This window comes from Streptomyces sp. TE5632 (assembly GCF_054061295.1).
On sequence record NZ_JBSSEA010000001.1, the window covers coordinates 128,338 to 143,176 of the forward strand.

Genomic DNA, 14,839 nt, shown 5'->3' on the forward strand with positions numbered 1-14,839 from the left:
TCAGATCACCCCTTCCGACTCGAGCTCTGCGATCTCGTCGCCGGTCAGCCCGAGCACGTCGCCGAACACGTGGTGGTTGTCCTCACCGAGCAGTGGCGCGGAGCGCCAGGTGTGCCGGCGCGTCCGCGAGAACGTGATGGGCGTTCCCTCGAACCGGGCCTCGCCGATCACCGGGTGGTCGAGCTCGAAGAAGATTCCGCGCTCCCGCAGTTGCGGGTCCCACTCGTTGATCTCCTCGGCTGTCTGCGCCGCACCGGCGGCCACTCCCGCCGACTGCAGGAGCAGCATGGCGTCGCGGGGACTGCGCTGCCGGGTCCAGGTCGCGACGTGCTCGTCCAGCGCGTCCTGGTGGGCACGGCGCGACTCCTCGGTCGCGAACCGCGGATCCTCGGTCCAGGCCGGCCGCCCGATCGCCTCGACGAACCGCGTCCAGTCGTCGTCCCCGAAGACGGCGATCGCGATCCAGCGGTCGTCGCTGTCGCTCGGATACACCCCGTGGGGCGCTGCGGGCGGATGGTCGAGCCGGTTCCCGCGGGGGAAGTCGGGACGCCGGGTGTGGTGGCCGTTCACGGTCACGTCGAGCATGTCGGGCCCGATCATCGAGATGCCGACCTCGACGGCGGAGACGTCGACCTCGGCTCCGCGCCCTGTCTTGTTCCGTCGCAGGATCGCCATCATGAGCGCGGCCGAGTTGTAGTACGCCGCCTGGTTGTCCATGTAGGACAGTCCCCATCCGGACGGCTCGCGGCCGGGAAGTCCGCTGATGAAGGACAGGCCGCTGACCGCCTGGACGATCGGTCCGTAGGACTTGAAGTGCGCGTGCGGGCCCGAGTGCCCGAACCCGCTCATGCGTCCGTAGACGACGTTCGGTGACAGTTCGTCCAGCCGCTCGTAGGTGAGTCCCCAGCGCTCCATCACACCCGGGGCGAAGTTCTCCGTCACGACGCTGCTCGCCGCGATCAGACGGTCGACCAGATCGCGCCCCTTCGGTGACTTCATGTCGACCGTGATGCCGAGCTTGTTGCGACTGTAGTTGTTGTGGAGTCCTCCGCGGTTCGGGTCGGCGTCCGGTACCTCCTCACCGTAGTTGCGCGACTCGCCCTTGTAGATCGGGAGCAGGCGGGGCCGGTCGATCCGGCGCCTGTTCTCGATCTTGATCACCTCGGCCCCGAAGTCCGCGAGCATGCGCGTGGCCACGGAGCCGACACCCATCCAGCAGAAGTCCGCCACGCGGACACCCGCCAGCGGTCCGACCCGCGGCACCGGCGTGCGGTGGGCGGGACGTGCTGGAGACTCGTTCACCGACGTCATGCAGGTTGCTCGCTCTCTGTGCGTGGATCGGGGTGGCTCAGGACATCGCGGTGCGTCCACCGTCGACCGGCAGCACCGTTCCGGTCGTGAAGGAGGACAAGTCGGAGGCGTAGTAGAGGGCGGCTCCGACGATCTCGCGCGGTTCCCCGGCGCGACCGAGGGGGAACGACTTCGCACGCTCGCGCCACTCGTCCGTGTACCAGACGTCGCTCAGGTCCGTCAGGAAGGGCCCGGCCATGATCGTGTTGCAGCGGATCCGCGGACCATAAGCCTGGGCGAGGCCCTTGGTCAGGGTGTTCAACCCCGCCTTCGCCGCGGCGTAGACGAGGTCGGACGTCTTCGGACGGACCGAGGCGATCGAGCTCACGTTGACGATCGACCCGCCGTCGGACATCCGTGGAGCCGCGAGGGTACTGAGCCGGAACGGACCCTTGAGGTTGACGTCGAAGGTCTTGTCGAACAGCTGCTCCGTCGCGGTCTCGAGGCTCTCGTACATCGGGGCGATGCCGGCGTTGTTCACCAGTACGTCGAGACGGCCGAACTCCTCGAAGACGGTGTCGACGAGCTCCTCGCCACCGGCCCAGTCGCCGACATGGGCGCCGACCCCGACGGAGCGGACACCGCTGTCGCGGGTCAGCTTCTCCGCCACCTCCCGGCACGCGTCGGCCTTGCGGCTCGCGACCACGACATTGGCTCCCGCCCGGGCGAACGCCTGGCACATCTCCAGGCCGAGGCCACGGCTGCCGCCGGTCACCATCACGACCCGGCCGGTCAGGTCGATCGACACGCTCATGGCTTCTCCTTCTCCGACCGGGACTTGGACACCTTGGGCTCGGGCGGCAGGTTCAGGTGCCGCTCGGCGACGATCGACCGCTGGATCTGGTCGGTTCCGCCTGCGATGCGGTAGCCGGGAGCACCGAGGACGTGGGCGTTCCACGAGAACGTGCCCGGCTCGCCGAGGTCGGCGACCGCCCGGTCGGCCAGCAGGGTGCGCGCCAGGCCGGAGACCTGGTTGAGCTTCGCGACCCACTGCAGCTTGCGCATGGAGCCGGCGGCGCCGGGCGCCTCGCCGGCGTCGCGTGCGCGCTTGTCGCGCCGGAGGGCGATCTCGGCGGCGACCTCCCGCATCCGGACATCGGCCAGTGCGATCCTGACGTCGCGGTGGGACAGGGAGCGGGTTCGTCGCGCGAGGTCGACCAACTGCTCGAACGACCCGCCGACGCCGGCCTTGTTGGAGGCGTTGGCGCGCTCGAAGCCCAAGGTCGCCCGGGTGACGCCCCACCCGTCGCCGACGTCGCCCATCCGGTACGCGTCCGGAACGCGCACGTCGGTCAGGAACACCTCGTTGAAGCTCGTCCCACCCGACATCTGCCGGATCTGGCGCACCTCGACACCCGGCGCGTCCATGGGGATCATGAGGGTGGTCAGACCGCGGTTGCGGCTCGAGCCGGCCTCGGTCCGGACGATCGCCTGCCCCCAGTCGGCGAACTGTGCGCCGGACGTCCACACCTTCTGCCCGTTGACGACCCACTCGTCGCCTTCGCGCACGGCCCGGGTGGAGATGTCCGCGAGGTCGGAGCCGGCCCCCGGCTCCGAGAACAGCTGGCACGCGAGCAGTGAGCCGTCGAGCAGCCCCGGGAGCAGCAGGGACCTGAGCTCGTCCGACCCGTAGATCCGCACGGTGGGGGCGATCAGGTTGACGGTCACCGAGAAGAGCTCGTGTCGGGTCGGAGCGACCGTGGCGGTCTCCTCGTCCTTGAAGGCGTCGGCGTACTCCGTGGGCAGGCCGGCACCGTGCAGCTCCGTCGGCCACGAGAGTGCCGCGTAGCCGGCGTCGAACTTGAGTCGCTGCCACTCCCGCAGCTCGCGCAGGACCTCGAGTTCGGCGTCGTGGTCGAGATTGTGGAAGACCGAGACGTCGTGCTCGTCCCGCACGGCCGATCGGGCAGGAGCGTTCTGCCTCAGCCAGGCCCGGGCCCGCTCGCGGAACTCCTCGATCGCCGGAGTCCCGACGGCCATGTCGATCGTCATCGTCACGCCTCGTCACTCACCGAGATCGCGCGCTCGGGGCAGTTGTCGACGGCCGACAGCAGGTCCGCGATACCCTCCCGGTCGTCGGGAACACGCTCTTCGAGGATGACCGGGAAGCCCTCGTCGTCGTAGTCGAAGAAGGCCGACGCGAGCGTGTAGCAACGACCGTGGCCGCTGCACTTCGAGGTGTCGACGGTGATGCGCTTCATCTCAGGCCTCCCAGGCAAGCTGCAGCTTCTCGATGCCGACCTGCGGGCCGCTCTCGACCAGGCCCTCAGTGTTCGTGACGCGGTAGTTCGGGATCCGCTTGTGCCACTCCTCGAGGGTGATGGCGAGCTCGGTCCGGGCGAGGTGTGCGCCGGCGCAGCGGTGCGGGCCGCCCGCGAACGAGAAGTGGCGGTTGACCTGGCGGTCGAGGCGGATCTCGGTCGGGTCGTCGTACACGGCCTCGTCGCGCGAGGCCGACGGGTTGGCGACCATCACCATGTCGCCCTTCTTCATCGGGCAGCCGTGGAAGTCGACGTCCTCGGCGACCTGACGGGCGGTCATCACGATGTTGTGCGCGCGCAGGAACTCCTCGACCGCGTTCGGGATGATCTCCGGCTCACGCGTGATCCACTCACGATCCGAGTCGTGTGTGGCCAGCCAGTAGAAGATGTAGCTCAGCTGGCTCTTCACCGTGTCGAGGCCGGCCAGGAGCATCACCTCCGACATGTTCAGGAACTCGTCGTCGCGGATCGGCCGACCCTCGATCCGGGCGTTCGCGAGGATCGTGAAGAAGTCGTCCTCGGCGTTCGCCGGCGGGTTCTCCCGGCGGTCCTTGAGGACGCCCGCGAAGTAGGTGTGGATGTCCCGCTGCGCCTGCAGCTGGTCCTCGGCCTCCTCGCCGAAGTGGCCGAGACCCTCGAAGATCGTCTCGACCCACCCCATGAACATGTCGGTGTGCTCCAGCGGGAGCCCGAGGATGCGCAGGAAGACCTTGGTCGGGAACACCTTCGCGAACTGCTCGAGGAAGTCGCACTGGCCGTCGGCCAGGAACGACTCGATCGTGTCGATGCAGTCCTGACGGATGGAATCCTCGATGGCCTTCACGAAACGCGGGGAGAAGGCGATGCTGACGAAGCGCCGGTACTCGCTGTGCAGCGGCGGATCGATCATCGTCGGGATCCAGGTCCAGTCCGGGTGCGGGACGGTCGGGATGGTGGCGCTGCTGCTGAAGATCTCCGGCGTCTGGTAGGCCTCACCGACGAGATCGGAGGTCAGCAGCATCCAGAAGCCGGGGCCGTACGTCGAGTAGGCCGTCGGACCCTGGTGGCGGAGCTTGTCGAACTCCTCGAAGTAGCTCAGCGCCGGCTTCGGGTTCGTGTAGTCGAAGTGGACGACCGGGCATCCCGCGGCCTTCGCTCGCTCGAGCCGCTCGGCGGCTTCGGCGGCCTCGTCGTACTGCCCGCTGGTCGTGGTGTGCATCGGCGCTCCTCGCTCGGTGGACGGTCTCAGTGACTGACGGCTGGGGGGACTGCGGCGCCGTTCGGCGGCGCTGTGGTGATCGGGAGGTGGTTGGCGACCTTGATCGTGTGGATCATGCGCGACAGGACCCAGCCGCGCTCCCCGCGGTCGAACTCCAGGTCGTAGGTCGCCGCCATCATCAGGACGTGCGACGGGTCGTCCTTCAGCATCTGGTGGGACACGAGGTATGCCTGGGCGGTGGCCCGGTCACCGGCAACGGCGACGTCGACGCCGTACGGCGCGATCATGTGGTGCTGCCACGCCAGGTGGGCCGTGTTGTCGCGGATGTAGTCGACCATCGCCCGCGCACCCGTCACGACCGTCCGGCCGTTGTGGTAGTCGGCCACGACCTCGTCCGCGAGGATCCCGGTGAGCCCCTCCCACTCGCGAGCGTCCACGAGGGCCGCGTAGTCAGTGATGACGCGACGGATCTCGAGGTCGTCGACGGCCCGCGCGAGTCGCTCCACGAGGTGCTCGGTGGTGTCCACGCTGGCTCCTTTCGGCTCACGGTGTGACACAGCGCACGCTAATTCGTCATGATAATTAGGTCAAGGGGGGCGAGCCCCCTGCGGCACGCCGCCCGCGTGAGCCACCCTTCGACCAGGCGACCCCCACCCCTCGCACCCATCGAGCGCGGGCACGCCGGGACGCCGACCACCCCGCGTGACGACCGGCGCAGCATATTCCTCATGATGTATTACTCGCAAGGTCGAGATCGCTCGACCCGCGAGACGCCCGGCGCGACCCGCCCCGGCCCACCCGGAAGCCGCCGCCGGACCCTTAATTCCTTATGATGAATAAGCTAGGGTGTGGCACAGGACACAATCGGACGGCAGGTCAAGCGAGGTCTCGATGGCATCAACTGCGCGCAAACTCAGAGGCGTTGTCGGCAAGGCGACGGAGTCCGGCCTGCCGGAGCAGGTCGACGTCGTCGTCGTCGGGTCGGGCGCGTCCGGACTCACAGCCGCACTGAGCGCCGCGGTGAACGGCGCCGACGTGCTCGTCCTGGAGTCCGAGCACCTGGTCGGCGGGACGTCGGCGATCTCCGGCGGAGCGATATGGGTTCCCCATCACCGCCTCTCCTACGACGCCCTCAAGGCGGACGACTCCCCGGAACAGGCGCGGACCTATCTGCTGGGCCAGGGCCGCGACCAGGTCCTCGACCACGACATCGTCGACACGTTCATCGAGACCGCGCCGAAGGCCGCCCGCTTCATCGAGGAGCAGACGTACCTGAGCTGGATTCCTGTGGCGTGGCCCGACTACACGTCCGACATCCCGGGCGCGTCGAACTTCCGCTCGCTCTTCCCCGGCCCGTTCTCCCCGTCCGTCCTGGGGGATGCGGCCGGCCTCGTGCGACCGCCCAAGAAATCCGGCATGGCCCGCAACCCCCTGCCCCTGTGGCTCATCAACGGGATCCAGGGCGTGTGGATGGCCGGGTACGCGATGATCGGCGCACTCCTCGAAGGCTGCCTGCACCACGGGGTCGCGGTCCGCACCGGGGCTCGCGCGACGCAGCTCCTGCAGGATTCCACCGGCATCACCGGCGTGGTCGTCGACACCGGCGCGGGCCGGGAGACGGTCCGGGCCTCGAAGGGCGTCATCCTCGCCAGCGGCGGCTTCGAGGGCGACGACGATCTCACCGCGAAGCACCTCGGTGCGCCCTTCCCGATCCAGACCAGCGCCCGCGGTCACGTCGGCGACGCCATGCGCATGGCGGAGGAGGTCGGGGCCGACATGGTCGGCACCGACCAGGCGTGGTGGATGCCCGGGATCAGCATCCCGGGAGAGGAGCTCGACGGTGCGCCGATCAGCCGCCTCGTCCAGGGCGAACGGGCGCTGCCCCACACGATCATGGTGAACGCCAAGGGCAAGCGCTTCGGCAACGAGGCGGCGTCGTACAACGACCTCGGTGCCGTGATGCGCGAGGTGGACCCCGCAAACGGCGAGATGCCGAACGCCACCGCCTGGATGATCTTCGACGAGTACTACCACCGGCGCTACGGCTTCCTGAGCACCCCACCCGGCGGCGACTACCCGGCCGTTGTCCAGAAGGCCGCCACCCTGAAGGAGCTCGCCCACAAGTGCGGGATCGACCCCGACGGTCTCGCCCGGACGGTCCGGGAGTTCAACCCGGAGGCCGCCAAGGGCCGCGACCCCTGGTTCGGACGCGGCACCACCACGTTCGAGCGCTTCTTCGGCGACCACAACCCCTTCCTGGGACGTTTCTCCATCAACGCCTGGGCCCCCGCCGCGGCCGAGCGCGGACGTGCCCTGATCGCGAAGTTGATCGGGCCGATCGCCGGCCGGATCATGGGGAACATCGCCACGGCCCGGAACCCGGAGCGGATGCGCAAGCAGCTGGTCGGCCCCCTGGCCATGGTCATGCGTCCCGCGTTGAAGAACCCCGCCACGGGCGCCATCGGGCCCGTCGACACCGCGCCGTACTACGCGGTGAAGGTCGAGGCCAGCGCCATCGGCACCATCGGCGGGCCGCGCACGGACGCCAAGGGCCGTGTCGTAGGCACCGGGGGGAAGGTCGTCCCCGGGCTGTACGCGGCGGGCAACGTCGGAGGTGCGACGACGCAAGGCTTCTACGGCGGGGCCGGCGGCACGATCGTCCTCGGTGTCGCCTTCGGATACCTCGCAGGAGAGGACGCCGCCGCGCGCTGAGGCGAGCCCTCAGGCTCTCACGGCACGGGCTGTGGCCGGCCGCCTCGCCGGAGGCGGTCGGCCACGCGCCGCCCGCAGATCTGTAGCCGTGTGATCGCGGCCGGGCCGAACGGCGCCAAGCCGTCCTCAGCACCGATGAGAGGTGGACATGCATCGCGAACTCGAAGATCGCTGCGCCCTGGTGACGGGGGCCGGGTCGGGCATGGGCGCGGCCACGGCCCTGCTGTTCGCCGAGCAGGGCGCACGCGTTCTCGTCGCCGACATCGACCGGGAACTCGGGGAGGCGACCGCGCGGACCATCCGCGACCGAGGCGGCGACGCCGTCTTCCTGCGCACGGACGTCTCGGTCGAGGAAGACGTCGAACGTGCGGTGGCCACCGCAGTGGAACGCTGGGGCCGGCTCGACTGCGCCGTGAACAACGCGGCGGTCGCCCCCGACGCGGCCCGCCTCGTGGACCTCGACCTGTCGGCCTTCGACCGCATCGTCTCGGTGAACCTCCGGGCTGTCGCGCTCTGCCTGAAGCACGAGCTGCGCCAGTTCGTCCGACAGGGTGAGGGGCCGCGGACGATCGTCAACATCGGATCGGTGAGCTCGGTGCGCGCACGCGTCGGCAACGCGGCGTACGTCGCCGCGAAGCACGCCGTCGTCGGCCTGACCAAGGTCGCCGCGCTGGAGCACGGCGCGGAGGGGATTCGGGTGAACGCCGTCCTGCCCGGTGGCGTCGACACCCCGATGATCCGCGCCTCGCGGGCGGGTCGCACGCCCGTGGACGAGTTCTCGCTCAGCGTGTTCGGCCGGCTCGGCACTCCGGAGGAGGTCGCACAGGCCAACCTGTGGCTGAGCTCCGGGAGGTCGTCCTACGTCACCGGACACTGCCTCGCGGTCGACGGCGGGCACCTGGTGCAGTGACGGGTCGTTCAGCGCCCCGTGCACGGGCCGGAGGACTCGAGCAGGCCTTCGGCCGGCCGTCCACCGACGCGCACGGGGCGTCATGGCCCTGCCCTGGAAGCACCCTTCCCGCATCTCGCCGGGCCGAGAGGAGAACGAGGGGAACCCTCGCGGGCGAGTGATGAGCGCGTGATGAGCCTTCACCAGGTGTGTCACGACGGGCTCGTCCCCACAGGCGGTCTGTTGCCCGGCGGTTGTGGCGGGGGCCAGGCGCGAACGGCGTCGTCACGATCACCGGCCTCGCCATCGCCGGGTTCCGCCTCCGACTCCGGTGCAGGCCACCGCTCACCCCCACCGCCGGGCCAGGCCGTTCCTGCGACCTCGCCGGCCCCCCGGTCGCCGGGCCCCGAAAACCCTTGACTAATTCATCATGAGAAATTAGTTTCGTCGCCAGCCGCAGCGCAGGTGAAGGAGACAGTGAGCTGATGGGAATCTGTGAGGGCCGCGTCGCCGTGGTGACCGGCGCGGGCGCCGGCCTCGGCCGCGAGCACGCGCTCGAGTTCGCGCGGCAGGGAGCCCGGGTGGTGGTCAACGACGTGGCCGACCCCGAGCCCGTCGTACAGGAGATCCTCGACATGGGGGGTCAGGCGGTGCCGAGCACCCACGACGTCTCCGACTGGGACGACGCGGGACGCCTGATCAGAACGGCCCTCGACGCCTTCGGCACGGTGCACACCGTGGTGAACAACGCCGGCATCCTGCGCGACAAGATGCTGGTCAACATGGACGTCGCCCAGTGGGACGCGGTCGTCAAGGTGCACCTGCGGGGCACCTTCTGCGTCACCAGGCACGCAATCGACCACTGGCGTCAGCGGCACAAGGCGGGAGACCCCGTCACCGCGCCGCGCATCGTGAACACCTCCTCCCCCTCGGGGCTGTTCGGCAACATCGGGCAGGCGAACTACGGCGCCGCCAAGGCAGCGGTCGCCGCCTTCACCCTCATCGCCGCCGACGAGCTCGCCCGGCTTTCCGTGGGCGTCAACGCGATCGCCCCGACCGCGTTGACCGACATGACGGCGGGGCTCGACGCGTACGTCGCGCAGGTGCGCGAGACCTTCGAGCGCACCGGCTTCGACTCCGGCTCACCGGCGAACATCGCACCGTTGGTCGTCTACCTGGGCAGCCCCGAATCGGAGGGCATCACGGGCCGGGTCTTCACGGTCAAGGGTGGCGAGATCGCCGTGGCGGAGACCTGGGTCAAGGGTCCGCGCGCCGAGAAGGAAGAGCGCTGGGAGGTCGCCGAGATCGGCGGCATGCTCCACCAACTGGTCGACCGGGCACGGCCGAACAGCCGGATCGACGGGAGTCCGCGACCGTGAGTAACGACGTCGCTCCCGCAACCAGGGTCTTCGAGGACATCGCGGCGTTCCGGGCCGCCGAGGGCGAACTCCTCGGAGTGGGCGACTGGTTCGAGGTCGCCCAGCAGAGGGTCGACGGCTTCGCCGAAGTGACCGAGGACTGGCAATGGATCCACGTCGACGTCGAGCGGAGCAAGGCGGGCCCCTACGGCGCACCGATCGCGCACGGCTTCCTCACCCTCTCGCTGATCCCTCGCCTCGGCGGCGACATCTTCCGCGTCGACGGGCCGAGGATGGCGATCAACTACGGCCTCAACAAGGTGCGTTTTCCCCACCCGGTGATCGCCGGCTCCCGGGTTCGCGCGGTCGCCACGCTCGTCGAGGTCACCGATGTGCCTGCCGGTGTGCAGGCGGTCGTCCGCTACACGATCGAGATCGAGGGCGCCGACAAACCGGCCTGCGTCGCCGAGACGGTGCGCGTGCTCGTCCCCTGAGCCGTCGGCCGCCCAACCGAAAAGGAGCATCATGCAGGACGCTGTCATCGTCGCGGCCGCCCGCTCGCCCATCGGGCGGGCCCACAAGGGGTCCCTGCGCGACCTCCGCCCCGACGACCTCGCCGCCGAGATGGTGACGGCCGCGCTCGCGCAGGTGCCGGCCCTCGACCCGGCCGAGGTGGACGATCTCATGCTCGGCTGCGCGCAGCCGGCCGGTGAGCACGGCTACAACATGGGCCGCGCGGTCGCCGTGCTGGCAGGCCTCGACGGCGTGCCGGGCACCACCGTCAACCGCTACTGCTCCTCCAGCGTGCAGACCACCCGGATGGCACTCCACGCCATCCGGGGCGGCGAAGGTGACGTCTTCGTCTCCGCCGGTGTCGAGATGGTCAGTCGCTACCAGTACGGGAAGGCCGACGGGCTGCCGCAGACCCGCAATCCGCGGTTCGCCGAAGCGGCCGCCAGGTCCGAGCGGCTGGCCGGGAACGGCGGCACCTGGACCGATCCTCGCGAAGCCGGCGACCTTCCGGACCTCTATCTCGCGATGGGCCACACGGCGGAGAACGTGGCCCGGGTCATGGGTGTCTCACGCGCGGACCAGGACGCCTTCGCCGCCCGCAGCCAGCAACGCGCGCAGGCCTCGATCGCGAGCGGGTTCTGGGCCGATGACATCACCCCCGTCACCCTCCCCGACGGCGTGGTGGTGTCGGCCGACGACGGACCCCGGTCCGGCGTCACCGCCGAGTCCCTGGCCTCGCTGGAGCCGGTGTTCCGTCCGGACGGCACCGTGACGGCCGGCAACTGCTGTGCCCTCAACGACGGCGCCGCCGCGCTCGTGCTCACGTCCGCGCAGCGAGCGCGCGACCTGGGCATCACCCCGCTGGCCAGGATCCTCAGCACCGGGCTGAGCGCCCTGTCGCCCGAGATCATGGGGCTCGGTCCCGTGGAGTCGTGCCACCAGGCCCTGGGGCGGGCCGGCATGAAGGTCTCCGACGTCGACCTGGTCGAGCTCAACGAGGCCTTCGCGGCCCAGGTCGTGCCCTCGGTCCGGGAGCTCGGCCTCGACGAGGAACGGGTCAACGTGCACGGCGGGGCGATCGCCGTCGGGCATCCGTTCGGCATGACCGGAGCGCGACTCACCACGACGCTGCTCAACGCGCTGCGGTGGAAGGACCGCGAGATCGGGATGCTCAGCATGTGCGTCGGAGGCGGGCAGGGCATGGCAATGATCGTTCAGCGCCTCAGCTGACGGCCGACGCGCTGTCTCCCACCGGGGACAGCCGGATGCGAACGACCCGGCATCAAGGCCGAGGCCGGACTCATCCCTGCGGTGACGCAGTTCTTTGACCCGCTCCGAGGGGCCGCCGCCCGGCCCGCCCGGGTTCCAGTGGTTGTCGCAACACCCTGCGGTTCACAGGGGTGGCGACGGACTTCGGGCCCCGCAAGGGCCCGGAAAGCCGGGCCGGGGGCGGGAGGCACACTCCCGGCTCATGCGACAGGGCCACGGCACTCGGGAAGCGTGCCGGACCGTCGGCATCGACACCCGCACGGGCGGGAAGTGGCTTTACGGACGTCAGTCCACTGACACACAGAGGAAGGCGCCGGCACCGCTCGACGCGGTGGCGGCGCCTTCTGCGCCGTCCCGGTATCCGTGCGAGGCGGACCGTATCCACATCGCCGACCGGCACGCCCGGGCTCTGAGCTCAGGCCGCGCACACCGCACACCCCGGTCAGGCCGCCTCCCGCCGGCCACGGTTCACCAGGCGCCCATGGTCGTGATCAGTGAACGACCCGCGGCAGCCTCCGAACCGTGCCTTCCTGCCACCGGTAGGACGACCTCGTCATCGGCGAGGACGGGAAGCCTGCGATCGGCGCACCGGTCGAGCGCGCCACTCGCCACGCCATGCTCCAGCAGCTTGCTGCGGCGTTGCTTCCCCCAGGGAACCGACCCGTCCGTCCACAGCCCCGGGCATCCAGCCTTCGCCGCCGGACTCAACGACCGCCCACGCAGAACGCTCGGCCGGGAAAACCCGGCCGAGCGCCTGCACACACTGCTCGCAGCCTGATCAGCACAACCGTGCTGCGACGACCGCTGGTAACCGCCCACGGCGGCGGGGAGCCCGGGATGTTTCCCGGGCCTGCCGGCCCCGCCTCAGGCGACCCGGTCGGGGTCGACCTTGATGTCGATCAGCACCGGACGGTCACGGTGGGGAAGCTCCGCCAGGACTGCGTCGAGCTCCGCCAGGTTGCGGACGGTGTAGCCCTTGCCGCCGAGCGCGTCGGCCACCGGGGCGAACTCCGGCCAGTCGAACATCGACGGGGTGGGGTCCATCTCCTTGTTCCGGAACTGGATGTGCTCGGCGCCGTAGGCACTGTCGTTGAACATCACCACGACGAGATCCAGGCGGTGGCGTACGGCGGTGTTGAACTCCGCGAGGCCACCCAGCATGAACCCGCCGTCGCCGGTGACCAGCAGCGTCGGCTTGCCGCCTCCGGCCGCGGCTCCGATCGCGTTGCCCATGCCGAGGCCGATCGAACCGAAGTTGATGGTGTGGTGGTAGTCGCGCGGATGCTCCACGTGGAACATCGTGAAGCAGTTGAAGATGAAGCGGCCCGCGTCGAACACGAGCGAACGGTCCTGGGGGAAGGCGGCATCGATCCGGAGGATCGCAGACCGGATGTCGACCGTGGTGTCGGTGCCGAGGTCCTTGAAATCCGCATCGCTCCGCTCGCTGAGCCGCTGGGCGAGCTCTGGAGTGGCGAAGCCCGTCGGCTTGATCTCCGCTTCGTCCAGTTGCTCGATCAGGAGGTCGGCAACCGCCCCGCTGTCTCCGTGGACGGCTGCATCGACCGGCTGGTGGCGCCCGAGCGCCGCCAGGTCGGAGTCGACCTGCACGACCGCCTTGCCGCCGAGCAGCGCACCCTCGGACGTCGTCCACTTGTTCAACGACGCACCGAAGGCGATCAGGCAGTCGGCCTTGTCGATCGTGTCGAGAGCGATCTGGTGGGACAGGGTTCCGTGCACGCCGAGGTTGTGGGGATCGCCGCGGAAGAGGTCACGAGCGCGAAGCGTCGTCGCCACCGGGGCGCCGATGCGACGCGCGAAGCGCAGCACGGCAGCGCGGGCCTCCTCGTCCCAGACACCGCGACCGGCCAGCACCACCGGCCGCTTCGCCGAAGCCACGATCCCGAGGGCCGCGTCGAGCGACCCCAGAGAAGGCACGAACGGCTGCGGTGCGTGCCAACGCCGGCCGGACGCCGGGGTGTACGTCGCCTCCTGCCACTGGAATTCCACCGGGACGTTGAGGACGATGGGCCGTTGCTCGGTGAACGCACGGCGCACCGCGACGGCGACGTCCTCGCACGCCGTGTCGACGGAACGGACCTGCTCGAATCCGGCGCCCGTCGGGAGGACGACGTCGCGCTGGGAGATGCTCTGGAAGTTCTCCTTGTCCACGACTGCCGTGTCGCCTGCCACCAGCAGGAGCGGCGTCCGCTCGCGCACGGACTCGACCAGTGCCGTCACGGTGTTGGTCAGCGCGGGTCCGTGCGTGACCGTGGCGACGCCGAGTCTCCCCGTAGCGCGGGCGTAGCCGTTGGCCGCGAGAACGCCGCCGGCCTCGTTCGAGACCGAGTAGAACGTGCCACCGGTCACCTTGACGAAACTGTCCATCATGTACAGGTTGGCGTCACCGAGCAGACCGAAGATCTCGGTGACACCCTGGTCGGCGAGCGACCGGGCGATTGCTTCGTGGAAGAGCATTGCGACTGGGATCCTTCTCTAGTTCGGTTCGACGCGCGCTCAGGCGATGGTTGCGCCACCATCGACCGGGATCGTCACGCCGGTGAGGTAGCTGGCGTCGTCGCTGTTGAGGAACGCGATGACGTTGCCGATCTCCTCCGGCTGCGCCCCGCGACCGAGCGGCACCGAGGACCGGAACGACGCCATCAGCTCGGCGGTGTCCTTGTTCCCCGCGCCCGGGAAGAACGAGGACAGCATGGGGGTCTCGACCATTCCCGGCGCGACGACGTTGACGCGGATCCCGCGCTTGGCCCCGATCAGGGCCAAGGAGCGGGCGAACGGCAGGATCGCCCCCTTGGTCATGGAGTAGAGGGGGCTGCGCGGTGAGCCGATGATCGCGGCAGCGGTGCTGGTCATCGTGATGCTGCCCTTGCCTGCCGCCCTCTCGAGCAGGTCGAAGCAGAGGGTGGTCGCGTAGTACGCCGACTTCATGTTGACGTCCATGGTCCGCTGCCACTCGTCCTCGGACACCGCGAGGCCGGCCGGACCGGGGATTCCCACCTGGTAGTGCACGGCATGGAGGACTCCGTGCTCCCTGTCGATCCTGGCGTAGAGGTCGGTGAGCGCGGGGACGTCTGCCGCGTCGAGCCTGACGCCCACCGCACGGCCGCCCGCCTCACCGATCTCTGCTGCCACCTTCTTCGCACTGTCCTCGTCGATGTCCGCGACCCACACATGGCCGCCTTCGGACGCGATCCGGAGGGCGGCCGAGCGCCCCATGCCCGACCCTGCCCCGATGACGAGGACCACACGGTCCGCAAAGCGTTCCAATGAC

Annotated in this window: 13 protein-coding genes; 5 read left to right on the forward strand and 8 right to left on the reverse strand. The window is 69.6% G+C overall.

The window, feature by feature from the left end:
* From ACVW19_RS00590 to ACVW19_RS00615, 6 genes are read right to left on the reverse strand one after another with little or no spacing between them, the layout of a single operon-like run.
* Positions 1 to 1,302, reverse strand: coding sequence for a CaiB/BaiF CoA transferase family protein (locus ACVW19_RS00590; protein ID WP_457455496.1), 1,302 nt, complete (start codon positions 1,300 to 1,302; stop codon positions 1 to 3).
* Between the two features lie 46 nt (positions 1,303 to 1,348).
* Positions 1,349 to 2,104, reverse strand: a complete 756-nt coding sequence (locus ACVW19_RS00595; RefSeq protein WP_457455498.1) for an SDR family NAD(P)-dependent oxidoreductase — start codon at positions 2,102 to 2,104, stop codon at positions 1,349 to 1,351.
* Positions 2,101 to 3,342 carry an acyl-CoA dehydrogenase family protein gene (locus ACVW19_RS00600; protein ID WP_457455500.1) on the reverse strand — a complete coding sequence of 414 codons (1,242 nt, stop codon included), beginning with the start codon at positions 3,340 to 3,342 and terminating at the stop codon, positions 2,101 to 2,103. Before ACVW19_RS00600 ends, ACVW19_RS00595 begins: the two co-directional genes overlap by 4 nt.
* 2 nt (positions 3,343 to 3,344) lie before the next feature.
* Positions 3,345 to 3,551, reverse strand: coding sequence for a ferredoxin (locus ACVW19_RS00605; protein ID WP_457455502.1), 207 nt, complete (start codon positions 3,549 to 3,551; stop codon positions 3,345 to 3,347).
* Between the two features lies 1 nt (position 3,552).
* Positions 3,553 to 4,809, reverse strand: coding sequence for a cytochrome P450 (locus tag ACVW19_RS00610; protein WP_457455504.1), 1,257 nt, complete (start codon positions 4,807 to 4,809; stop codon positions 3,553 to 3,555).
* Between the two features lie 26 nt (positions 4,810 to 4,835).
* Positions 4,836 to 5,336: a nuclear transport factor 2 family protein gene (locus tag ACVW19_RS00615; protein WP_457455506.1), complete on the reverse strand. Its 501-nt coding sequence runs from the start codon at positions 5,334 to 5,336 to the stop codon at positions 4,836 to 4,838.
* Between the two features lie 364 nt (positions 5,337 to 5,700).
* Between ACVW19_RS00615 and ACVW19_RS00620 the strand changes: the two genes are divergently transcribed.
* From ACVW19_RS00620 to ACVW19_RS00640, 5 genes are all read left to right on the forward strand, one after another.
* On the forward strand, positions 5,701 to 7,521 hold the full coding sequence (locus ACVW19_RS00620; protein ID WP_457455508.1) for an FAD-dependent oxidoreductase: 1,821 nt from the start codon (positions 5,701 to 5,703) through the stop codon (positions 7,519 to 7,521).
* A gap of 148 nt (positions 7,522 to 7,669) precedes the next feature.
* The gene (locus ACVW19_RS00625; RefSeq protein WP_457455510.1) at positions 7,670 to 8,431 is read left to right on the forward strand and encodes an SDR family NAD(P)-dependent oxidoreductase; all 762 of its coding nucleotides are present in this window, start codon (positions 7,670 to 7,672) and stop codon (positions 8,429 to 8,431) included.
* A gap of 464 nt (positions 8,432 to 8,895) precedes the next feature.
* Positions 8,896 to 9,789, forward strand: coding sequence for an SDR family oxidoreductase (locus ACVW19_RS00630; RefSeq protein ID WP_457455512.1), 894 nt, complete (start codon positions 8,896 to 8,898; stop codon positions 9,787 to 9,789).
* Entirely contained in the window at positions 9,786 to 10,262 is a 477-nt protein-coding gene (locus ACVW19_RS00635; RefSeq protein WP_457455514.1) for a MaoC family dehydratase, read from the forward strand. Before ACVW19_RS00630 ends, ACVW19_RS00635 begins: the two co-directional genes overlap by 4 nt.
* 31 nt (positions 10,263 to 10,293) lie before the next feature.
* Positions 10,294 to 11,511, forward strand: coding sequence for an acetyl-CoA C-acetyltransferase (locus tag ACVW19_RS00640; protein ID WP_457455516.1), 1,218 nt, complete (start codon positions 10,294 to 10,296; stop codon positions 11,509 to 11,511).
* A 903-nt stretch (positions 11,512 to 12,414) separates the two neighbouring features.
* On the opposite strand, the gene ACVW19_RS00645 is transcribed toward ACVW19_RS00640, so the two are convergent.
* Positions 12,415 to 14,025: a thiamine pyrophosphate-binding protein gene (locus tag ACVW19_RS00645; protein ID WP_457455517.1), complete on the reverse strand. Its 1,611-nt coding sequence runs from the start codon at positions 14,023 to 14,025 to the stop codon at positions 12,415 to 12,417.
* A 39-nt stretch (positions 14,026 to 14,064) separates the two neighbouring features.
* The gene (locus ACVW19_RS00650; RefSeq protein WP_457455519.1) at positions 14,065 to 14,835 is read right to left on the reverse strand and encodes an SDR family NAD(P)-dependent oxidoreductase; all 771 of its coding nucleotides are present in this window, start codon (positions 14,833 to 14,835) and stop codon (positions 14,065 to 14,067) included.
* Positions 14,836 to 14,839: the final 4 nt, after the last annotated feature.